This window comes from Streptococcus sp. sy004 (assembly GCF_007859205.1).
Taxonomy (GTDB): domain Bacteria; phylum Bacillota; class Bacilli; order Lactobacillales; family Streptococcaceae; genus Streptococcus.
In genome coordinates, this window is the sequence record NZ_VOHP01000002.1 from 23,024 (window position 1) to 45,660 (window position 22,637).

Annotated in this window: 23 protein-coding genes; 18 read left to right on the forward strand and 5 right to left on the reverse strand. The window is 40.8% G+C overall.

The features are described 5' to 3' along the window. Positions 1-7: 7 nt before the first annotated feature. Complete coding sequence (gene glnA / locus FRX54_RS02825; protein ID WP_146460839.1) at positions 8-1,351, forward strand: type I glutamate--ammonia ligase; 1,344 nt, start codon at positions 8-10, stop codon at positions 1,349-1,351. Positions 1,352-1,501: 150 nt separating this feature from the next. Continuing rightward, on the forward strand, positions 1,502-2,665 hold the full coding sequence (locus tag FRX54_RS02830) for a DUF6287 domain-containing protein (protein ID WP_146460841.1): 1,164 nt from the start codon (positions 1,502-1,504) through the stop codon (positions 2,663-2,665). A 38-nt stretch (positions 2,666-2,703) separates the two neighbouring features. Here the strand turns inward: FRX54_RS02830 and rnjA are convergent, their stop codons facing one another. Next, a complete protein-coding gene (gene rnjA / locus FRX54_RS02835; RefSeq protein WP_146460843.1) occupies positions 2,704-4,395 on the reverse strand; it encodes a ribonuclease J1 in 1,692 nt (563 codons plus the stop codon). Between the two features lies 1 nt (position 4,396). Then, positions 4,397-4,627: a DNA-directed RNA polymerase subunit epsilon gene (locus FRX54_RS02840; RefSeq protein WP_146460845.1), complete on the reverse strand. Its 231-nt coding sequence runs from the start codon at positions 4,625-4,627 to the stop codon at positions 4,397-4,399. A gap of 188 nt (positions 4,628-4,815) precedes the next feature. Between FRX54_RS02840 and tsaB the strand changes: the two genes are divergently transcribed. Genes tsaB through FRX54_RS02860 form a run of 4 tightly spaced genes read left to right on the forward strand, consistent with a single transcriptional unit; the run spans position 4,816 to position 7,957 of the window. Next, the gene (gene tsaB / locus FRX54_RS02845; protein WP_146460847.1) at positions 4,816-5,502 is read left to right on the forward strand and encodes a tRNA (adenosine(37)-N6)-threonylcarbamoyltransferase complex dimerization subunit type 1 TsaB; all 687 of its coding nucleotides are present in this window, start codon (positions 4,816-4,818) and stop codon (positions 5,500-5,502) included. Beyond that, entirely contained in the window at positions 5,468-5,908 is a 441-nt protein-coding gene (gene rimI, locus FRX54_RS02850) for a ribosomal protein S18-alanine N-acetyltransferase (RefSeq protein ID WP_146460849.1), read from the forward strand. Before tsaB ends, rimI begins: the two co-directional genes overlap by 35 nt. A gap of 9 nt (positions 5,909-5,917) precedes the next feature. Beyond that, positions 5,918-6,922, forward strand: a complete 1,005-nt coding sequence (gene tsaD / locus FRX54_RS02855; protein WP_146460851.1) for a tRNA (adenosine(37)-N6)-threonylcarbamoyltransferase complex transferase subunit TsaD — start codon at positions 5,918-5,920, stop codon at positions 6,920-6,922. A 9-nt stretch (positions 6,923-6,931) separates the two neighbouring features. Next, positions 6,932-7,957: a low specificity L-threonine aldolase gene (locus tag FRX54_RS02860; RefSeq protein ID WP_146460853.1), complete on the forward strand. Its 1,026-nt coding sequence runs from the start codon at positions 6,932-6,934 to the stop codon at positions 7,955-7,957. A 57-nt stretch (positions 7,958-8,014) separates the two neighbouring features. On the opposite strand, the gene FRX54_RS06330 is transcribed toward FRX54_RS02860, so the two are convergent. Next, a complete protein-coding gene (locus FRX54_RS06330; RefSeq protein ID WP_186652448.1) occupies positions 8,015-8,422 on the reverse strand; it encodes a streptodornase in 408 nt (135 codons plus the stop codon). A gap of 499 nt (positions 8,423-8,921) precedes the next feature. Between FRX54_RS06330 and gla the strand changes: the two genes are divergently transcribed. Then, positions 8,922-9,770 carry an aquaglyceroporin Gla gene (gla, locus tag FRX54_RS02870; protein ID WP_146460855.1) on the forward strand — a complete coding sequence of 283 codons (849 nt, stop codon included), beginning with the start codon at positions 8,922-8,924 and terminating at the stop codon, positions 9,768-9,770. 30 nt (positions 9,771-9,800) lie between these two features. Here gla and FRX54_RS02875 read toward each other — a convergent pair whose 3' ends face one another. After that, entirely contained in the window at positions 9,801-10,721 is a 921-nt protein-coding gene (locus FRX54_RS02875; RefSeq protein WP_146460857.1) for a serine hydrolase domain-containing protein, read from the reverse strand. Beyond that, positions 10,718-11,455 (reverse strand): CppA N-terminal domain-containing protein, encoded by a 738-nt coding sequence (locus FRX54_RS02880; RefSeq protein ID WP_146460860.1) that lies wholly within the window; start codon positions 11,453-11,455, stop codon positions 10,718-10,720. Before FRX54_RS02880 ends, FRX54_RS02875 begins: the two co-directional genes overlap by 4 nt. 109 nt (positions 11,456-11,564) lie before the next feature. Between FRX54_RS02880 and FRX54_RS02885 the strand changes: the two genes are divergently transcribed. The 11 genes from FRX54_RS02885 to gatB all read left to right on the forward strand — a co-directional run bounded on the left by FRX54_RS02885 (position 11,565) and on the right by gatB (position 22,585). Then, positions 11,565-12,446 (forward strand): sulfite exporter TauE/SafE family protein, encoded by an 882-nt coding sequence (locus tag FRX54_RS02885; protein WP_146460862.1) that lies wholly within the window; start codon positions 11,565-11,567, stop codon positions 12,444-12,446. Between the two features lie 92 nt (positions 12,447-12,538). Continuing rightward, the gene (locus tag FRX54_RS02890) at positions 12,539-14,875 is read left to right on the forward strand and encodes an endonuclease MutS2 (protein WP_146460864.1); all 2,337 of its coding nucleotides are present in this window, start codon (positions 12,539-12,541) and stop codon (positions 14,873-14,875) included. 73 nt (positions 14,876-14,948) lie between these two features. Then, positions 14,949-15,263, forward strand: coding sequence for a thioredoxin (trxA, locus tag FRX54_RS02895; RefSeq protein WP_146460866.1), 315 nt, complete (start codon positions 14,949-14,951; stop codon positions 15,261-15,263). Positions 15,264-15,355: 92 nt separating this feature from the next. Then, the gene (locus FRX54_RS02900; RefSeq protein ID WP_146460868.1) at positions 15,356-16,570 is read left to right on the forward strand and encodes a pyridoxal phosphate-dependent aminotransferase; all 1,215 of its coding nucleotides are present in this window, start codon (positions 15,356-15,358) and stop codon (positions 16,568-16,570) included. Positions 16,571-16,682: 112 nt separating this feature from the next. After that, positions 16,683-17,468 (forward strand): GTP-sensing pleiotropic transcriptional regulator CodY, encoded by a 786-nt coding sequence (gene codY / locus FRX54_RS02905; RefSeq protein ID WP_146460870.1) that lies wholly within the window; start codon positions 16,683-16,685, stop codon positions 17,466-17,468. 2 nt (positions 17,469-17,470) lie between these two features. After that, positions 17,471-18,022: a cysteine hydrolase family protein gene (locus FRX54_RS02910; RefSeq protein WP_146461160.1), complete on the forward strand. Its 552-nt coding sequence runs from the start codon at positions 17,471-17,473 to the stop codon at positions 18,020-18,022. 90 nt (positions 18,023-18,112) lie between these two features. Then, positions 18,113-18,544 carry an Rrf2 family transcriptional regulator gene (locus FRX54_RS02915; protein WP_146461161.1) on the forward strand — a complete coding sequence of 144 codons (432 nt, stop codon included), beginning with the start codon at positions 18,113-18,115 and terminating at the stop codon, positions 18,542-18,544. A 109-nt stretch (positions 18,545-18,653) separates the two neighbouring features. Beyond that, positions 18,654-19,289, forward strand: a complete 636-nt coding sequence (locus FRX54_RS02920) for an NAD(P)-dependent oxidoreductase (protein ID WP_146460872.1) — start codon at positions 18,654-18,656, stop codon at positions 19,287-19,289. Positions 19,290-19,383: 94 nt separating this feature from the next. Next, positions 19,384-19,686: an Asp-tRNA(Asn)/Glu-tRNA(Gln) amidotransferase subunit GatC gene (gene gatC / locus FRX54_RS02925; RefSeq protein WP_146460874.1), complete on the forward strand. Its 303-nt coding sequence runs from the start codon at positions 19,384-19,386 to the stop codon at positions 19,684-19,686. Further along, positions 19,686-21,149: an Asp-tRNA(Asn)/Glu-tRNA(Gln) amidotransferase subunit GatA gene (gene gatA / locus FRX54_RS02930; RefSeq protein ID WP_146460876.1), complete on the forward strand. Its 1,464-nt coding sequence runs from the start codon at positions 19,686-19,688 to the stop codon at positions 21,147-21,149. The genes gatC and gatA overlap by 1 nt, the downstream gene beginning before the upstream one ends. Next, positions 21,149-22,585, forward strand: a complete 1,437-nt coding sequence (gatB, locus tag FRX54_RS02935) for an Asp-tRNA(Asn)/Glu-tRNA(Gln) amidotransferase subunit GatB (protein ID WP_146460878.1) — start codon at positions 21,149-21,151, stop codon at positions 22,583-22,585. The genes gatA and gatB overlap by 1 nt, the downstream gene beginning before the upstream one ends. The last annotated feature ends 52 nt before the right edge of the window (positions 22,586-22,637 follow it).

Sequence of the window (22,637 nt, forward strand, 5' to 3'; positions counted from 1 at the left end):
GAGCAACATGTCAATTACTGCAGAAGATATTCGTCGTGATATTCGTGATAAAAATGTGACTTTTTTACGCCTCATGTTTACTGATATTATGGGAATCATGAAAAATGTTGAAATTCCAGCTACCAGTGAGCAATTAGAGAAGATTCTATCTAATAAAGCCATGTTTGATGGGTCTTCCATTGAGGGATTTGTTCGCATCAATGAGTCGGACATGTATCTTTATCCTGATTTGAACACTTGGACGGTTTTTCCTTGGGGAGATGAACATGGTGCAGTCGGTGGCTTGATTTGTGATATTTATACGGCTGAAGGTAAGCCATTTGCAGGTGATCCTCGTGGCAATCTCAAGCGTGCCTTGGCAAATATGGAAGAAATGGGTTTCAAATCTTTTAATCTGGGACCAGAACCAGAGTTCTTTCTCTTTAAATTAGATGAAACAGGCAATCCAACTCTAGAAGTCAATGATAAGGGGGGCTATTTCGACTTAGCTCCAACGGATTTGGCTGATAATACCCGTCGGGAAATTGCTGCGGTGTTAACCAAAATGGGTTTTGAAGTTGAGGCCTGTCACCACGAGGTAGCAGCAGGTCAGCATGAGATTGATTTCAAATACACGGACGCTTTGAGAGCCTGTGATAATATTCAACTGTTTAAGTTGGTGGTTAAGACCATTGCTCGTAAGCATGGTTTGTATGCGACCTTTATGGCCAAGCCAAAGTATGGTATCGCAGGGTCTGGCATGCACTGCAATATGTCCTTGTTTGATGAAACAGGTAATGTGTTTTACGATGTTAATGACCCAAGGGGGATGCAATTATCAAAAACTGCCTACTATTTCTTGGGTGGGTTGATGAAACATGCCTATGGCTATACCGCTATCACCAATCCAACTGTTAATTCCTATAAACGTTTGGTGCCAGGCTATGAAGCTCCTGTTTATGTGGCTTGGGCTGGGCAAAATCGTTCGCCTTTGATTCGAGTGCCGGCTTCACGAGGGATGGGAACACGCTTGGAGTTGCGTTCAGTTGATCCCATGGCCAATCCTTATTTGGCTCTGGCGGTACTTTTAGCGTCCGGTTTGGATGGCATTAGCAATAAAATTGTGGCACCCGCTCCTGTGGAGAGTAATATCTATGTCATGACACCAGAGGAACGTCAGGCAGCAGACATTATTGATTTGCCGTCAACCCTACACAATGCCCTTAAAGCCTTGCAAAAAGATGAAGTGGTCAAAGAGGCTTTGGGAGAGCACATCTATACCAATTTCTTAGAAGCCAAGCGAATCGAGTGGGCTAGCTATGCCGCTTATGTTTCCCAATGGGAAATCGACAACTATCTGGACAGTTATTAGCGCTTACTAAAAGATTTGGTCTGTCTGCCAAGTCTTTTGTTTATCAGCTCAGCCTTTGTCAAGGAAAGTAGATAATATAAGCAAATTACTTGATAAATAGGGGGAGGGGGGAAAACTAGTTAAGTGAATAAAAAAAGAAACGGAGTATTTATGAAAAAGTATCTTACCTTATTTTCTTTCCTGTTGTTGACAGCTTGTTCGGTAAAAGAGAGTAAAGAAAGCACAACGACGATTATCGAAACAGCAAACGGCTCGTCAAGTCAGTCAAGTACAAGTCAGAATGCGTCAAGTTCTTCTTCAGTAGGAGCGTCGTCATCAACCGTGGCGAAAGAGAGCAGTTCATCAAATCAGAGTGAGTCATCATCGTCAGAAGACAAGAAAGCTAACACATCAAGTCAATCAAGTTCAAGTCAAACGGAATCAAGCAACCCTAGCTCTACTGTAGTAGTGGATTATTCACTCTATGACAGTGTGATTTCAGCCTATATTCCAGTAGTAAATGGAGAAATGGTTCCATCTCTTGGTGAAGCAAACCAAGTTCATACGAGTTCTTACTATACAGACATTGAGTATAGTCTATACGACTTTGATCAGAATGGCGTGGATGAGTTGACGGTTTCTTTAATCGCAAAAGATGGCTACTGTGCTCTTCTTGATATTTTTACTATCAAAGATAACCAAGCGATTATATTGACCAATGATAGTAATCTTGCTATGCTAGGTAATCGTATGCGGTTGATTCCCTTACAGGATGGTTCTTTCTACTATAAAGGGTCAGGGTCTGCCTCGTCGGCTGTTTATGCTCATTATCGCTTAACTGCTGATGGTGGAGCTTTAGAAAAAGTTACTGAAAGCATGTCTGAGTCTGACCTTGGCAAATTGCCAGAAGCCATGGACTTAACTACCTTAACATGGCAATCAGTCCAAAATAAAGATTCTCAGACATCAGACAGTCAAACTGAAACAGCTACAGGTAGTTCAATGGACTTACAAGCTATTATGGCAGGTGATTATTCATCGATTGCAGGGACATGGCTCAATGGAAAAAGTAATAAAATTGAGATTACGACTACTGATATGATTTTCGATTATCCACCAAAAAGTATTTCTCCATGGAAAGAATTTAATGGTTATTTAGTAGGTGGCTTAGCTTACGAAAATTCTGGTGTTGGTATGGCCATTATTCCAGCAGGAGTTACTGGACCAAGTAATGATTCCATGCCAGATGTATCTGATAAAACTAAAAATAGAATTAGTATCGGTCAAGCCATTTCAACAGATCCCAATGAATTTTACTACAAGGTTTCAGACTAAGTATAATAAGAAAAATCCACCTACTTGGTGGATTTTTCTTATTTATGATTGTTTTTATCTGGTGTTAAGACCATAGGGATGATGATGGGTTCACGTTCGGTCTTTTCATATAGGAATGGTCTTAGGGCATTGACAATCGCTCCATTGACAGACTGAACAGTTGCTTCCTTGTTTTTCAGAGCGATACGAATGGCGTTAAAGAGCAAGCGTTGACTTTCTCGAATCAACTCGCCAGATTCTCGCATATAGATGAAGCCGCGACTAAGAATGTCAGGTCCTGCCAAAATCATCTTAGATTTGAAGTCAACAGTTGCTACAGCAAGCACGACACCATCTTCTGATAGGTCATGACGATCACGAAGGACGGCAGCTCCAATATCACCGACCCCACTACCATCAACATAGATGTCTTGGGCGTTGAATTTACCAGAAATACGAGCCGAATCCTTGGTCAAGGCCAAGACGTCACCATTTTCCATGATGAAAATATTATCTTTTTCCACCCCTGTATCAACTGCCAAGCTAGCATGTACCTTTTGCATACGGTATTCACCATGAACAGGCATGAAGTATTTAGGTTTCATCAGACGGAGCATGAGTTTTTGCTCTTGCTGACCACCGTGACCAGATGTGTGAATATTGTTGATTTTACCGTGGATAACAGAAACACCTGCTTCTTGAATGGTGTTAATCAATTTATTAACACTGGTGGTATTACCAGGGATTGGACTAGATGAGAAGATAACAGTATCGCCTGGTTGCAGCGTTACTTGACGATGGGTGCCGTTGGCGATACGAGCCAAGGCAGCCATCGATTCGCCCTGACTTCCCGTACACATGATTAAAATCTCACTGGCGTGGTAGTTTTTGATTTCGGTAGGTTCGATAAATGTGTCTTTTGGCACTTTGATATAGCCGAGTTCGATACCGTTGACAATGGCTTTTTCCATGGAACGACCAAAAACGGCAATCTTACGTCCTGTCTTAACGGCAGCTTCGGCAGCCTGTTGCAGACGGAAGATATTTGAGGCAAAAGAGGCAAAGATGATGCGTCCTTCAATACCTTCGATAATCTTCATGATAGATTGCCCAACCATTTGTTCAGAGTTGGTAAAGGTTGGCACTTCAGCATTGGTCGAATCTGACAAAAGAAGTAAGACGCCATCTTCGCCCAAGGCAGCCATACGGTGAAGATCAGCAGGCTCACCAACAGGTGTGAAGTCGAACTTGAAGTCACCCGTGCAGACGACTTTGCCTTGTGGGGTATGGATAACGATTCCTAATGGTTCTGGAATCGAGTGGGTCGTGCGAAAGAAGGTAACACTTAGATTTTTGAAAGTCAGTTCGGTATTGTGGTTGATTTCGTGTAATTTAGCCTCACGCAAGATACCATGTTCTTCCAATTTGCCACGAATCAGTGACAAGGCTAATGGCCCGGCATAGATAGGGATATTGGCTTGTTTGAGAAGAAAGGGAATCCCACCGATATGATCTTCGTGACCATGGGTGATAACCAAGGCTTTGACACGCTTAATGTTGTCAACGATGTAAGAGTAATCTGGAATAACGTAGTCGATACCGAGAAGATCGTCTTCTGGAAACTTGATCCCAGCGTCAACGATGATAATCTCGTCTTGATATTCAATGCCGTAGGTATTTTTACCGATTTCTCCCAGACCGCCGATGGCGAAAACGCCAACTTCTTCTGATTTGAGATTGATACTTGACATATTAAAACTCCGTTAAGACAAAGGCACCAGATTCTTTTTCGTATTCAAGGTGCTTTTCAGATAAACGTTCAATGTGTTCGATGTTATAGGCAGTGTGTTGTTCAACTAATTCACGAGCCATAATACGCCCTGCCAGTTCATCTTTACTATCAATGTCAAGGTAGAGTGCCTTAGTTTGTTCTCGACGTGGATTGCGATCCTTGGTTTCTTGGTAAAAAATTTTGTAAATCATAAAAATCCTTTCTTTTGTCATCCTGTTAAATCAATGGTGTGAAAAAGCTATCAGATAAGCACTAGATGGAGCTAGACCTGAGGTTTCTTTTCTTCAATTTTTGTGTAATAGATTTAACCGTGATTCGTTGCAATTATAATAATTATATCATAAAATAAAAGGGAGAATCAAGTAAGGAAGTAAGAAAGATGAAAGTTTTAGCGTTTGATAGTTCTAGTCAAGCCTTATCTGTTGCTTTATTAGAAAATCAAAACATAGTGGCACAAACTAACCTTGATATGAAAAAAAATCATAGTGTGACCTTGATGCCAACTATCGATTTTTTGATGACTTTAGTGGGTTGGCAACCAAGTGATCTAGAGCGTATTGTGGTGGCTCAGGGGCCTGGTTCTTATACTGGCTTGAGAATGGCAGTGGCAACAGCCAAGACTTTAGCCTATGCCTTACAGATTGATGTTGTTGGTTTATCTAGTCTGTTAGCGTTAACCGCTGTTGATTTTTCTGGTTTAGTGATTCCCTTGATTGACGCTAGACGCAATCATGTTTATGCTGGTTTTTATCTTGACGGAAACCGTCAACAAGCTGATGCCTATATGAGTTTTGAAACGGTTTTGACCATTGCTCAAGATTGGCAAGGTGAGGTCTGTTTTGTTGGTGAGGTGGAAGCTTTTCGCCAACAGATAGAAGAAACTATGCCAACAGCTAAGATTAAAGCCAGTCTGCCATCAGCGAGTTTATTAGGCCAATTGGGTCAAAAAATGCCTGCCCTTAACACCTATGATTTAGTTCCTAATTATCTCAAACGCGTTGAAGCTGAAGAAAACTGGTTGAAAGAACACGATGACACAGACGATCACTATATTAAATGGGTCTAAGTACGACCAAGAAATTCTTGCCGAAATCATCTTTGAGATTTTAACCGATGTGTATGCTAAATCACCTTGGAGTCTGCCACAAATTCAAGTAGATTTACGTCGAGAAGATGTGACCTATTTAGTGGCAGTCCAAGAAGGTGAAGTGCTTGGTTTTTTGACTTGGCAGGACTTGTTTGGTGAGATTGAAGTGACTAATTTAGCGGTGAAAACTACCTACGGTGGTCAAGGAATAGGTAGTCGGTTGTTGGCGCATTTACCAAAAGAAATGGGGTCGATTTTTTTAGAAGTGCGTCAGTCAAATACAGTCGCCCAACATCTCTATAAAAAGTTTGGGTTTGTTGAACTTGGTGTGAGAAAAAATTATTATCATCAGCCAAGAGAAGACGCTGTAATCATGAAACGATAGGAAGAAAACATGACAGAAAAGATTTTTTTAGCCATTGAGTCATCTTGCGATGAAACGAGCGTGGCAATTTTGAAAAATAATCAACTGGTCAGCAATGTGATTGCTAGTCAAGTGGCTAGTCATGAGCGATTTGGTGGGGTAGTGCCAGAGGTGGCTAGTCGTCATCATGTAGAGGTCATTACGACTTGTATTGAACAAGCCTTGTCTGAGGCTGAGATAACTGCTAAGGATTTGACAGCAGTAGCGGTTACTTATGGTCCTGGTTTGGTTGGTGCTCTGTTGGTTGGATTGTCGGCAGCTAAGGCTTTTGCTTGGGCTAATCAGTTGCCTTTAATTCCAGTTAATCACATGGCAGGTCATCTGATGGCTGCTCAAAGTGTAGAGCCATTGCAGTATCCATTGATGGCTTTGCTAGTTAGTGGGGGGCATACCGAACTGGTCTATGTGGCGACAGAAGGTGACTATAAGATTATTGGGGAAACGCGTGACGATGCAGTGGGTGAAGCCTACGACAAGGTGGGACGTGTCATGGGCTTGCCTTATCCTGCTGGTCGTTTGATTGATGAGTTGGCTCATCAAGGAGAGGATACCTATCATTTTCCTCGTGCCATGATTAAGGAAGATCATCTAGAATTTTCCTTTTCTGGTCTTAAATCAGCTTTTATCAATCTTCATCATAATGTTCAGCAAAAAGGCGAGGAATTGATTTTGGAAGATTTGTGTGCGTCCTTTCAAGAAGCTGTTCTAGACATTTTATTAGCCAAGGTAAAAAAAGCCCTAGCAACCTATCCTGTCAAGAGTTTGGTTGTGGCTGGAGGAGTGGCAGCCAATCAAGGTTTGCGTGAACGTTTGGCAGCTGAACTGACTGAAACCAAGGTGATTATCCCACCTTTGCGTCTATGTGGAGATAATGCCGGTATGATTGCTTATGCTGCTCAGGTGGAATACGATAAAGGTCATTTTGCTGATTTGACTCTTAATGCTAAACCTAGTTTGACTTTTGACAGTTTATAGGAGTAGATGATGTTACATTTTGAAAATGATTATAATGAAGGCGTTCATCCAGAACTTTTAAAATCCTTAATAACTACCAATGAAGAAAATTTAGCAGGCTATGGTGCAGATTTTTATTGTCAGCGTGCCAGTGAAAAAATTCGTCAAGCCACGGCTTGCCCTCATGCAGAAGTGGATTTTTTAACAGGTGGCACTCAAACCAATCAAGTGGTAATCGCTAGTCTTTTAGCTTCTTATGAAGGAGTGATTGCTGCAGACACGGGTCATATTGCTGTTCATGAGGCTGGGGCGATTGAATATACTGGGCATAAGGTGATAACCTTACCTGCTAGTGAAGGAAAACTTCAGGTAGCGGATGTGGCCAGTTATCTGGCTGATTTTTATCAAGATGAGTCACATGCTCACATGGTATTTCCTGGCATGGTTTACATTTCTCATCCGACAGAATACGGTACTCTGTACACGAAACAAGAGCTTGGTGAGTTGGCTGAGGTTTGTCATCGCTATCAGTTGCCATTGTTTTTGGATGGTGCTCGCCTAGGTTATGGTTTAGTGGCTAAGGGGAATGATGTGGATTTGCCGACCATTGCTGAATTGACCGATGTTTTCTATATTGGTGGAACAAAGTTAGGAGCTTTGGCAGGGGAAGCGGTTGTTTTTACGAAAAATAATCGTCCCAAACATTTTACAACAGTGATGAAACATCACGGGGCTTTGGTTGCTAAAGGCCGTTTATTTGGTGTTCAATTTGATCGCTTCTTTACCGATGATTTGTATTGGAAAATTGGTCAGGAGGCCATTGATTTGGCAGAGCAACTGAAACAAATCTTGACAGATAAGGGCTACCGTTTTTATCTGGAAAGTCCAACCAATCAGCAATTTGTCATTTTGGAAAATAACCGGTTGTCAGAATTGGCAAAAAACGTGGTGTTCAGTAGTTGGAAAAAATATGATGAAGAACATACCGTTGTCCGACTGGCAACCAGCTGGTCTACAACACAGGCTGATATTGATGAAGTATTAAATATTATGTAAAAACCCTTGTCTTTCAAGACAAGGGTTTTTACATATCGCTTTGAATCTGTCTAAAATTTATTGTTTTAGAGCGGGTCGCTTACCGGTTGCAATAGCATCAGCTTCTGTCATTGAAACGACTCTATCGAATCTGGTATTATTAGGCATACTATCTATGCTATACCAATAGACATTAGCATTTCCCCAGCGTGCAATATAAACAGTTCGTTGTTGAGTTGCTATTTCTTCAGCAGCTCTAGCTTCTTCAGCAGCTCTAGCTTCTTCAGCAGCTCTAGCTTCTTCAGCGGCTCTAGCTTCTTCAGCAGCTCTAGCTTCTTCAGCAGCTCTAGCTTCTTCAGCAGCTCTAGCTTCTTCAGCAGCTCTAGCTTCTTCAGCGGCTCTAGCTTCTTCAGCGGCTCTAGCTTCTTCAGCAGCTTTAGCTTCTTCGGCAGCTTTAGCTTCTTCGGCAGCTTTATCGTCTGACAAAGTCTTTGTATCTGTAGCTTGGCTTGAATTGTTTGATTGCTTAATACTAGAAGCCAATTCATAATTATTGGAGTCTTTATTGGATGAGGTGGTAGAGTTACTATTAAAAAGAGTAAAAACATGAGAATACAGCCAACTAAGCTTACAAGACTTATGTTAGTAGCGATTTTCTTTTTCTTTTGATTTGGAGTTTTTTTGGAAAAGTACCACCGACTGATAAGTCCTATTAGCAGAAATAGTGGAGGTATGGTAAATATAGAAATACCAATTAGTATGAATATAAAAATTTTTAAACAACCTTTCATGAGGCAAAATCTCCTTTTAATGTATTTATCAATATAAAATCTGCCTATAACTCGATATGATATTGCTTATTTTGGTTTTTGTCAAGTAGACTTATAAAATTACTTTGAATTTATTTTCAGAAAATCTTTACATTTTTAGTCAGACTTGATAAAATGAAGACTGTTGTAAATTTTACTTATTGGAGGATGTTAAGATGGATGTGACTTGGGTACTCAAGTATATCACAGAATTTATCGCCACTGCTTTTCTTGTTTTACTAGGAAATGGTGTTGTGGCTAACGTTAGTTTGAAGGGAACTAAGGGAAATGGTCAAGGCTTGACCTTGGTTGCTCTTGGTTATGGTTTAGGTTTGATGTTGCCAGCCTTGATGTTTGGTAATGTTTCAGGTAATCACGTGAATCCAGCCATTACAATCGGTTTGGCAGTTTCTGGGCTTTTCCCATGGGCTCATGTGGCTCCTTATATCTTGGCTCAATTTTTAGGAGCGATGTTTGCACAATTGGTCGTTGTTAGCATGTATGCGCCATTTTTCAAACAAACCGACGATGCTAATGCGATTTTAGGGTCATTTGCTATTATCAATAACTTAGATGATAACACAGTCGAAAGTCGTAAAGCTGCCACTCGCAATGGTTTTATCAGCGAATTTATTGGTTCGTTTGTTCTTTTCTTTGGGGTTCTAGCTTTAACTAAGAATTTCTTCGGTGCAGAATTGGTTGGTAAATTGGTTACGGCTGGCTATGAACAAACAGTCGCTGAAACACAAGTTGCTCCTTTTGTAACTGGTAGCTTGTCAGTTGCTCACATGGCGATTGGTTTCTTGTTGATGGCTCTTATTGCTGGTCTAGGTGGCCCAACAGGAGCAGGACTTAACCCAGCGCGTGATTTGGGGCCTCGTTTGGTCCACCATTTCTTGCCAAAATCAGTTCTTGGTTCAGCTAAGGGTGATTCAAAATGGTGGTACGCTTGGGTTGGTGTGGTTGCACCTATCTTAGCAGGTGTCTTGGCAGTTGCCTTGTTCAAATACCTTTATCTAGGATAAGAAAAAAGAGGGATATCCTCTTTTTTTTGTTTATAAGGAGTCTTTAATCACAGCAATTAAGTCGTTACGGTCTAAAATCCATTGTTCACGCTCATCCTTTTCATAGGTACGATTGGTTAGGAAGATAGCAGCCTTGTGTTGCTTGCGGTTAAAGAGAATAAAGGTACCTGTGTAACCTGTATGGAGAAGCCAGTCGCCTTGTAAATCCCAAGCAAGAGAGCGTTCTTTTTCGCCTAAACTATAATTTTGATCTAATTGTTTGGCAAACTCATCCTGTAAATAATGCTCTAAAAATTGCTCAAGGTCAGCAAGATTTGAAAACAATCCAGCACTGCCTGCGTGTTCTTTAAGCACTCGTGCTTTTGGGTCATGAACGTAACCGTCTGTCACATTTTTGACAGTAGGCACTGCCTGACTAATAGGGCCAAAAGATGTATTGGGCATCTGCCAAGGGCTAAAAATTTCCTTTTGGAAAATGGTAGCCAAGTCCTGACCATAAATTTCTTCAATTAAGAAACCAAGAAGAATGAAGTTGATGTCAGTATAAAGGAAAGGTTTATCGGTTGATATAGTAATGTGATTGATGGCCTCAATCAACTCCTTAGCGTTTAGCTGATCACGATTAGCAATAAAAGGATTGATGCCAGAATGGTGGGTTAACAGCTCTCTAATTGTCACTTGATTACTGTGAAAGGCGGGATAGTAGTCTTTGAGTGGTCTATCCAGTTCGACTTGGCCAGTTTGCAATAAAAAAATCATGATGGTACCGACGCCAACAACCTTGGAGACACTCGCGAGGTCATAGATTAAATCATTCTTGACAGGATTTTTACCATCAATAGTACCTAGATAATGACGTGTCCATTTGCCGTCATAGAGTGAAAGACTGGCACCATGGTAGATGTTTTCTTTAATTTGCGACTGGATTTTCGTTAAAATCTTATCTGTCATTTTTGAAACCATACTTCAATATTGCTTGGATCTGAAACGACAAGAATCGTTTCCTTCTTATCTGGAAAAATGTCAACGCCTTTATCTGTGAAAAAATGGGCTAGCATTTTAAGGTCATAATCTTTTGCTACCTCGAAGTGAATGATTTCTAAATCCCATGTTTCATTAGGATTGACTGACAAATCTTGATCTTGACTTTGTTTCAAATCAAGCCTTAGAGGTAGTTGTTGATAAAAAGCACGGGTGTTTTCTAGATTGGTCACATTAAGGCTTAAACCATCAATACGATAGTCGGTTAACCCCTTAAAGTCAGCTTGTTTTTGGTAATCTCTGTGACTGATGGGACTCAACTTGGCTAAGTCATCTTCTGAATGCAGTAGAACCAAGTCGCCTTGAGGTGAACGCGCTTCAAAAGCGTAGCCTTTTTCCCCTAAGAAGACCTGTTCTGTTTTAATAGATTGAGCCAAAAGGCTTTCAATCTCTCGAGGGTCTAGAACTTTAATCATGAGCTTGGCTAGTTTTTTATGACCTCTAGTCTCCCTTGTGCGATAATCTGGGGATTCTTCGAGAGTAAAAAGAGGGCGATTCTGTTTTAGTGAACCAAAGAGGGCTAGGGCATTTTCCTCACGCAAAAGTGTTAGTCCAAGCGTCTTTTGATAAAAAGTGATGTTGGCATCTTTATCTTTGACGCGTAGAGCAACTCCTTGAAAATTGATTTGATCAAATATTGTCATCTTTATCTCCTTTAGCTATCTCTCTTATTCTAGATAAATTTCAGTCATTTCGCAAGAATTTATATATGACTTATTTACAAGATTAGAAAATTACGGTAAACTAGATGACATGGACAATAATCTTATTTTACGAACAATTCAAGTTTTACTTGTAGTCACTATTATTTTTGTAACAGGCTATATTATCCAACATACACGTCGTCATAAAATCAATATGTTTGAACGTTTTGGCACAGGTTTTTGGATTGGTCTGGTTACAGACTGCTTGGATGCGATTGGTATTGGTTCTTTTGCAACAACCACAACTTTCTTTAAGATGACAAAGTTGGTGGATGATGATAGCAAGATTCCTGGAACGATGAACGCCGTGCATCTGATACCAACCCTTGTTCAAGCACTTTGCTTTATTTTGGCCGTTAAGGTTGATATGACAACCCTTTTGTCAATGGCTGTGGCTTCTATTTTTGGGGCAATTGCAGGGACGCGTATCACGAGAAATTGGAAAACATCAACGGTGCAATTAGTTTTGGGGACGCTCTTAATTATCGCCTCTTGCTTTACCGTTTACCGCTTATTGACTAATCCGGGTGAGGGCTTGACTGACAATGTTACTGGTTTGACAGGCATTTGGTTGATTATTGGTATTATCTTTAACTTCCTATGTGGTGCCTTGATGACGATTGGTCTAGGTAACTATGCACCAGAGTTGATTTTCTTCTCGATGCTAGGTATTAATCCAACAGTTGCCATGCCAGTTATGATGCTTAATGCGGCGGTGGTAATGACAACGTCAACCATCCCTTTCATCAAGGCAGATCGTGTTAACTGGACAGGCTTTGCAGGTATGGTTATCGGTGGGGTTATCGGTGTTATCATCGCAGTACTCTTCCTAACTAATATTCCAATTACCGTACTTAAATGGCTAGTAGTCTTTGTTGTTATCTACACAGGTATCAGCATGATTAAGGCTTCACGTCAAGCCAAAGCATAATAAACATAATCATCTCAGTTCTTAGTAAAGGGCTGAGATTTTTTACAACCCTCTATTTCAATCATGACTAGGGTTTGTGCTATAATAAAAGCATGAACACAAAAATTTTAGAAGCTTTGGAATTTAACAAGGTCAAAAAACAATTTGAAGTCTATATACAAACCGCTTTGGGCCAGCGTGAATTATTAGAATTAGGTCCGATGACGTCAAGAGAGAAAATCGAGCGAGCCTTTGCTGAATTGCGAGATATGCAAGAAATTTTTCAGGAATATCATCAGTTTAATCTGGGGAGTTTACCAGATTTATCAGAAAGTCTGACTCGTTTAGAGTTATCTGCGGATTTGAATACGGCAGAATTGGTGGAAATTAAGCGTCTATTACAAGTATCGGCGACCTTGAATCGTTTTTATCAAGATTTAGAAAATGTGACATTAAAGGCACTTGACCGCATTTTTGGTCATATCGAAAGTTTCCCCAACTTACAAGGAGCCTTACAAGTCATTAACGATGCAGGTTTTGTTGAACCGTTTGCCAGTCCTACCTTGGAAAAAATTCGCCGTCAAATCACTAGCAATGAACGTGAGATGCGACAGGTTTTGCAAGATATTTTGAAAAAACAGGCAGACTACCTATCAGAACCTTTGATTGCCAATCGTAATGGTCGGAGTGTCTTACCTATCAAAAATACTCATCGTAATCGTGTTGCAGGTGTGGTTCATGATATTTCAAGCTCTGGGGCAACGGTTTATATCGAACCACGAGCAGTTGTGTCGCTCAATGAGGATATCACGCAATTACAGGCAGCCGAGCGTCATGAAATTGCTAAAATTTTACATGATTTGTCAGCCTTAATTCGTCCTCATGTGACTAGTTTGCGTAATAATACTTGGCTGATTGGTCACTTGGATTTGGTTCGTGCCAAGCACTTGTATATGCGTGATCGTCAAGCGGTTGTGCCTGAGTTGACAAGTAATCAAAGTCTAAGGCTCTTGCAAGTTCGTCACCCACTTTTGGAAAAACCAGTTGCCAATGATTTGCATTTTGTGGATGACCTATCCGTTATTGTGATTACCGGTCCTAATACAGGTGGTAAGACCATTATGCTTAAAACTTTGGGCTTGACCCAACTCATGGCTCAGTCTGGGCTTCCTATCTTAGCTGATACCGGTAGTCAAATGGCAATTTTCAAAGAAATCTTTGCAGACATTGGTGATGAGCAGTCCATTGAGCAGAGTCTATCGACGTTTTCTAGCCACATGACTCATATTGTGTCTATTTTAGAAGAGGCAGATCAGGACAGTCTTTTGCTATTTGATGAATTGGGAGCAGGAACGGATCCACAAGAGGGAGCGAGCTTGGCCATTAGTATTTTGGATTACTTGCGACTGCACAAGATTAAGACAATGGCGACCACCCATTACCCTGAACTCAAGGCTTATGGCTTAGAAACGACTGGTGTGGAAAATGCCAGTATGGCCTTTGACAGTCAAAGTTTGTCGCCGACCTATCGTTTTATGCAAGGTGTACCAGGGCGTTCCAATGCCTTTGACATTGCTAGACGACTAGGTTTGATTGAAGAGGTAGTGGCTCGAGCAGAAAGCATGACGGACACTAACGGTGATGTGACGCAAATGATTGAGCAATTAGAGCGTCAAACCTTGGAAAGTCGTAAACGCTTGGAGCATATTCGAGAGGTGGAAACGGAAAATCTCAAATTTAACCGTGCCGTGAAACGCTTGTATAATGAATTTTCTCATGCCAAGGATAAAGAATTGGTTAAGGCACAAGCGCAGGCTCAAGAAATTGTTGATTTGGCCTTGGCTGAAAGTGATGTGATTCTAAAAAATCTTCATCAGAAAGCTCAATTGAAACCTCATGAAATTATTGAAGCTAAAGGGAAACTGAAACAATTAGCTCCACAAGTAGATTTGTCTAAAAATAAGGTGCTGAAAAAGGCGAAAAAAGCACGAGCAGCTAGGGTTGGTGATGATATTTTGGTAAGCAGTTATGGGCAGCGTGGCACCTTGATCAAACAGTTGAAAGATGGTCGTTGGGAAGCTCAAGTCGGTTTGATTAAAATGACCTTAAAAGCAGATGAGTTTAGTTTGCAACGCCTAAATGAACCAGAACAAAAGCCTGCTCAAAAGCGTGTGAATGTGGTTAAAAAAGCTAAGACATCATCAGGGCCACGAGCTCGTTTGGATTTGCGTGGTAAACGTTATGAAGAGGCCATGCAGGAGTTGGATGCCTTTATTGATCAGGCCTTGTTGAACAACATGGCTCAGGTAGATATTATTCATGGGATTGGAACAGGGGTTATTCGTGATGGTGTGACTAAGTACCTGCGTCGTAATAAGCATGTTAAGAGCTTTGGCTATGCCCCACAAAATGCCGGTGGTTCTGGAGCGACCATTGCCAATTTAGGTTGACCAATTCTTTTATTAGACAAATCAAATCAATCGGAGTACAATAAGTATCATCATTTGAAAAAGGAGAGAGAAAATGGTACAAAGTCTAACAGATGCAAACTTTGAAACAGAAACAAAAGACGGTTTAGTCTTGGTTGATTTTTGGGCAACATGGTGTGGTCCATGCTTGATGCAGGCACCTATCTTGGAACAATTGGCTGAAGAATTTGATGAAGACGAATTGAAAATTGTGAAAATGGATGTGGATGAAAATCCAGAAACCGCTAAGCAATTTGGCATCATGTCTATTCCAACCCTACTTTTCAAAAAAGACGGTCAAGTCGTGAAACAAGTGGCAGGTGTGCATACTAAGGATCAAATCAAAGCAATTGTGGCAGAATTAAGCTAAACTAAAAGGCATTGCTAGGCAATGCTTTTTTCTATTGTCAGATAGCTTTCTTTTAGGCTATAATAGGGATTATGAAATGAGAGGTTAAACCAATGAAAGTTTTTAATAAATCAGCCAAACTTGAACATGTGGCTTATGATATTCGTGGTCCAGTCTTGGATGAGGCCAATCGCATGCTAGCAAATGGTGAAAAAATTCTTAGACTAAATACAGGTAATCCAGCAGCTTTTGGCTTTACAGCACCTGATGAGGTTATTCATGACCTGATTGTCAATGCTAGAAACAGTGAGGGCTACTCAGACAGTAAGGGTATTTTCAGTGCCAGAAAGGCGATCATGCAATATTGCCAGCTGAAAGACTTTCCTGAAGTGAGTATTGACGATATTTATATTGGCAATGGAGTCAGTGAATTGATTACCATGTCCATGCAAGGTCTTTTGGATAATGGGGATGAGGTTTTAGTGCCAATGCCAGACTATCCTTTATGGACAGCAGCTGTTAGTTTGGCAGGTGGTCAGGCAGTACATTACATCTGTGATGAGGCAGCCGAATGGTACCCAGACTTAGACGACATCAAATCTAAAATCACCTCAAAAACAAAGGCTATCGTCATCATCAATCCCAATAATCCCACAGGGGCACTCTATCCTAAGGAGGTTTTGGAGGAGATTGTCGAAATTGCTCGCCAGCATGAGTTGATTATCTATTCTGACGAAATTTATGACCGTTTGGTGATGGATGGTCTGACCCATATTCCGATTGCAAGCCTTGCACCAGATGTTTTTGTTGTTACCATGAATGGCTTGTCTAAATCTCATCGTATTGCTGGGTTTAGAGTAGGCTGGATGGTCTTGTCAGGGCCAAAAGCACATGTTAAAGATTACATTGCCGGGCTTGATATGTTGGCCAATATGCGTCTATGTTCGAATGTTCTCGCTCAACAAGTTGTTCAGACGTCGCTAGGTGGTTATCAGTCTGTTGATAAATTGCTCCTACCAGGTGGTCGTATTTATGAACAACGTGAATTTATCACTAAGGCGATTGACAATATTCCAGGTTTGTCAGTGGTTAAGCCCAAGGCAGGATTATATGTGTTTCCTAAGATTGATCAGACCATGTATAATATCACGGACGATGAGCAGTTTGTCTTAGAGTTTCTCAAGCAAGAAAAAATCATGTTGGTTCATGGACGAGGCTTTAATTGGAAGGAGCCAGATCATTTCCGTATCGTGTATTTGCCAAGGGTTTCTGAGTTAGCAGAAGTTGAAGAAAAATTAACTCGCTTTTTGCACCAATACCGTTGTTAAGCTAAAAATACTTTGTTTCATAAAAGTTTTCAAAAATAAGGTGCAAACGCTTTATATTTTTGGTATAATAGTAAAGAACGTGCAAAATTAGAAAAATAGAAAGAGTGGACTTATGGTTGACTTATTAACAAAAACACGCAAAATCACCTCTATTTTACAACGGACGGTTGAGCGATTGGAAAACGAGTTACCTTATAATATGATTGCAGCACAACTGGCAGATATCATTGATTGCAATGTCTGTATTGTTGATGAAAAAGGTGCCTTCTTAGGTTATGTGATGAAGCATAAAACGCATAATGATCGCACAGAAAAATTGTTCAATACTCATCAGTTCCCAGCAGATTATGTTAGTGGTATCAATCGTATGTTTGATACAGAAGCTAATTTGCCAATTAGTCATGACTTAACCATTTTTCCCTATGAATCTCATGAAGTTTATCCAAATGGTGTAACCACGATTGTTCCGATTTATAGTGGTGGCATGCGTCTTGGAACCTTTATTATTTGGAAAAATGAAGAAGCCTTCCACGATGATGATTTGATTCTGGCTGAGATTTCATCGACAGTAGTTGGCTTGCAGCTCCTTAATCATCAATCAGAGAATTTAGAAGAAGCCATTCGCCAGCAAACAGCTGTGACCATGGCTGTCAGTGCCTTGTCTTATTCTGAATTAAAAGCAGTAGATGCGATTTTAAATGAACTAGATGGCAATGAAGGACGCTTGACGGCGTCATCAGTTGCTGATCGGATTGGAATCACTCGCTCTGTCATTGTTAATGCCCTTCGTAAACTTGAGAGTGCAGGTGTGATTGAAAGTCGTTCATTGGGAATGAAGGGAACCTACATTCGTGTCTTAAATGAAGGTTTGTTTGCCGAGGTTGATCAACGTAAATAATGATGACCAAGGCTTTAATTTCTATTGACTATACAGTTGACTTTGTGGCAGATGAGGGGCGTTTGACCGCAGGAGCAGCAGCCCAAGCCATTGAGTCAGATTTGACCAAGCTCACTAAAAAGGCTTACGATGATGGGCATGTGATTGTTTTCGCTATTGATGGGCATGAAAAAGAAGATATCTATCATCCAGAAAGTCGCTTGTTTCCCCCACATAATCTTTTGGGAAGCAGTGGGCGAAAACTCTATGGGCAACTAGATCAGCTTTATCAAGATATTAAAGATGATCAGCGTGTGCTTTGGTTGGATAAGCGGTATTACTCTGCCTTTGCAGGTACGAGTTTGGATGCTCGTCTGCGTGAGCGAGGCATTCGTTCCTTGATTTTGACTGGGGTTTTGACAGATATTTGCGTCTTGCATACGGCGATTGATGCTTATCATCTAGGTTATCAGCTTGAAATACCAAAATCCGCTGTTGCCACCTTATCAGAAGCTAGACAAAAATGGGCCTTAGAGCATTTTCAAACGGTTTTAGGAGCTACTATTTTAGATTAGAGAACTGATTATTAGTTCTCTTTTTTCTTCTAAATTGACAGAGTAGTTGAAATAAGATATAGTGTGATTAAGTATCGGAAGGAGCTAGTCATGCAGATTTCTAGTCGTTTTACCATTGCCAGTCACATTTTGGTATATGTTGCCACTTATCATGAAGAAGAAAAAATCACCAGTGACGTTTTGGCAACCAGTATTCAAGTCAATCCAGTGATTATTCGTAATATCCTTAGCCAGTTGAAAAAAGCTGGTCTGATTGCAGTCAAACGTGGCCAAGGGGGCGTGACAATCTTAAAGCCCTATGACCAAATCTCGCTCTTTGATCTTTATCAAGCCGTGGAGAGCGTGAAAAATAACCAACTTTTTCATTTTCACCAACAACCTAGTCAGGATTGTCCTGTCGGTCGGAATATTCACTTACTTTTAGATGATAAGTTACAACGAGTACAAACGGCCATGGAAAAGGAATTATCCCAAATCAGTCTAGCTCAAATTTTGGCAGACGGACGTGCTTATCTTAGCTGACAAAAAGCTAAGATTTTTTTATAAAATAAAATGTAATGGTTGACATTACATCAGAAATGCAGTATTCTTTTAATGTAATAATAAAACTTACAACAAAAGGAGAAAAGAAATGGCAAAGATTGCAGTAATTAGTTCTAACGGTCAAGCAGGTCAACATATTGTAGCAGAATTGGTGGCGCGTGGTCATGAGGTGACAGGATTTGCTCGTGGTCTTGACAATCAATCACTGGCTCAAACCTACATTCAAAAAGATTTGTTTGACTTGACCAAGGAAGATTTGAGAGATTTTGAAGCAGTTGTGGATGCTTTTGGGACATTTTCATCTGAAACCTTACACTTACATGTTAAGGTGGTCGAACATTTGGCTAATCTTTTGACTGGAACGCAGACACGTCTATTGGTTGTTGGTGGGGCAGGTAGTTTGTATGTTGATGCCAGTCATCAACAACAATTATTTGAAACCCCAGATTTTCCAGAAGAATTTTATCCACTAGCTAAGGCGCAAGCTCAAGCACTTGATAGCCTACGTCAAACCAAGAATTTGGTATGGACTTTTATTAGTCCAGCTGCAGAGTTTGAAGTGGATTTGCCAAAAACTGGTCACTATATCCTAGCCGGTGAGGAATTTACCCTTAATGATAAAGGAGTCAGCGAGATTAGCTATGCCGATTATGCGATTGGTCTAGTGGATATTTTAGAAAGTGGTCAGCATGTCGGCAAACGTGTGAGCCTATTAGGTCAATAGACAAAAGAGATGGTTAAATGACCATCTCTTTTTCTTAATAAGTCTTGTAAAATGTGGTAAAATAGTAGGGACTATAAATTTTAAGGAGAAACTGATGAAGATTTCTGAAGCCGAAGTGCGTCATGTCGCCAATCTCTCAAAATTGTCTTTTTCAGAAGAAGAAACCAGTCAATTTGCAGAGAGTTTGACCAAGATTGTTGACATGATTGAACTCTTAAATGAAGTGGATACGACAGGTGTTGCCGTCACAACAACGATGGCAGATACTATCAATATCATGCGTGAAGACGTGGCTGAAAAAGGAGAAGATCGTAAGCTCTTGTTCCAAAATGTACCTGAACATGAAAATAACTATATCAAAGTACCAGCTATCTTAGAAGATGGAGGAGATGCCTAATGACTTTTAATCATAAAACCATTGATGAGTTGCATCATCTTCTTGTTAAAAAGGAAATTTCTGCTCTTGAATTGACCAAGGCGACTTTGGAGGATATTAAAGAGCGTGAAGAGGCAGTTGGCTCTTTCATTAGTTTGGCTGAAAATGAAGCGCTAGCTCAAGCGGAAGCCCTTGATAAACGTGGGATTGATTCAGAAAATGTCATGAGCGGTATTCCTTTGGCTGTTAAGGATAACATTTCAACTAAGGGGATTTTAACAACTGCTGCCTCAAAAATGCTTCACAATTACACACCAATTTTTGATGCGACCAGTGTCAGCAAGGCTTATGACAAGGACATGATTGTGATTGGTAAGACCAACATGGATGAATTTGCCATGGGTGGATCTACAGAAACGTCTTATTTCAAGAAAACAAAAAATGCTTGGGATCAGAGCAAAGTCCCAGGTGGGTCATCTGGTGGTTCTGCCTCAGCTGTGGCGGCTGGTCAAGTGCGTCTGTCACTTGGTTCTGATACAGGTGGATCAATCCGTCAGCCAGCAGCCTTCAATGGCATTGTGGGCATAAAACCAAGCTATGGTCGTGTCTCACGTTATGGCTTGATTGCCTTTGGTAGTTCCTTGGATCAAATTGGGCCATTTGCCCCAACCGTCAAAGAAAATGCCCAACTACTAGACGTAATTTCTGGTTATGATGCCAAAGATTCAACATCAGCCAATCAGCCCTTGGACTTTACAAGTAAGATTGGTCAAGAGATTAAGGGGATGAAAATTGCCTTACCTAAAGAATACTTGGGTGAAGGTATCGATCCAGAGATTAAGGACAATATTTTAGCGGCAGCTAAACATCTTGAAAGTCTGGGAGCAATCGTTGAAGAAGTGAGCCTGCCTCATAGCAAGTATGGTGTTGCAGTGTACTATATCATCGCCTCATCAGAAGCCTCATCTAACCTGCAACGTTTTGACGGTATTCGTTATGGCTACCGCACCGAAAATGTCAATAACCTAGAGGACGTTTATGTCAATACACGCAGTGAAGGTTTTGGTGAAGAAGTTAAGCGTCGTATCATGCTAGGAACCTTTAGCCTGTCGTCTGGTTACTATGATGCTTATTTCAAAAAAGCAGGTCAGGTTAGAACCTTGATTATTGATGATTTTGCCAAGGTCTTTGCCAAGTATGATTTGATTTTGGGGCCAACAACGACAACGGTGGCTTATGACCTTGATTCTAAACATCATGACCCTGTTGCCATGTATTTGAGTGATTTGCTGACAATTCCAGTCAATTTGGCAGGTTTGCCAGCTATCTCAATCCCATCAGGTTTTGTTCAAGGTTTGCCAGTCGGTTTACAATTGATTGGACCAAAATATAGCGAAGCGACCATTTATCAAGTGGCAGCAGCTTTTGAGGCGACAACAGATTATCATAAACAACAACCGGTGATTTTTGGAGGTGCTAAGTAATGAATTTTGAAACCATTATCGGCTTGGAAGTCCATGTCGAATTAAAAACGAATTCTAAAATTTTCTCGCCATCTCCAGCCCACTTTGGTGAAGAAGCCAATGCTAACACCAATGTCATTGACTGGTCTTTCCCAGGGGTCTTGCCAGTGATTAACAAGGGTGTGATTGACGCAGGGATTAAGGCAGCCTTAGCCTTGAATATGGACATTCATAAAACCATGCACTTTGATCGCAAGAACTATTTTTATCCAGACAATCCCAAGGCTTATCAGATTTCTCAATTTGATGAACCGATTGGCTATAATGGTTCGATTGAGATTGAACTGCCAGATGGTTCGACCAAGACCATCCGTATTGAACGCGCTCACTTAGAAGAAGATGCTGGTAAAAATACTCATGGCACGGATGGTTACTCTTATGTCGATTTGAATCGTCAAGGGGTGCCTTTGATTGAGATTGTGTCAGAAGCAGACATGCGTAGCCCAGAAGAGGCCTATGCTTACCTCACTGCCTTGAAAGAAATTATCCAATATACAGGTATTTCTGACGTGAAGATGGAAGAAGGTTCGATGCGTGTCGATGCCAATATCTCTTTGCGTCCTTATGGTCAAGAAGCATTTGGTACTAAGACAGAATTGAAAAACCTTAACTCGTTCAATTATGTCCGCAAGGGCTTGGCTTATGAACAAAAACGCCAAGCAGACATCCTACGTTCTGGTGGTCGTATTCAACAAGAAACTCGTCGTTATGATGAGGCAACTGGTGAAACCATTTTGATGCGTGTCAAAGAAGGGGCTAGTGATTACCGTTACTTCCCAGAGCCAGATTTGCCAATCTTTGAAATTGACGACTCTTGGATTCAAGCTGTTAAAAGTGAATTGCCAGAATTTCCAAAAGAGCGTCGTGCCAAATATGTTAGCATGGGCTTGACAGACTATGATGCAGGGCAATTAACAGCTAGTAAGGTGACGTCAGACTTTTTTGAGGCAGCCATTGCACTAGGTGGCGATGCCAAACAAGTGTCTAACTGGTTGCAAGGTGAGGTAGCTCAGTATCTCAATACGGAAAGCAAAACCTTGGATCAAATTGCCCTTAGTCCAGAGAATTTAGTTGAGATGATTGGTTTGATTGCTGATGGAACGATTTCATCTAAAATCGCCAAGAAAGTCTTTGTTCATCTGGCTAAAAATGGTGGTTCGGCTAAGGCTTATGTGGAAAAAGCAGGGCTGGTACAGATTTCTGATCCAAACGTTTTGATTCCAATTATCCACCAAGTCTTTGCAGATCATGAAGCAGCTGTTCTTGATTTCAAGTCAGGCAAGCGTAATGCTGACAAGGCCTTTACAGGTTTCCTTATGAAAGCGACCAAAGGACAAGCCAATCCACAGGTCGCACAACAACTCCTTGCCCAAGAATTGCAGAAGTTGTTAGATTGATTTTGATTCCCCAAAGCAAGTTACTTGCCTTGGGGTTCTTTTTATCCTTAGT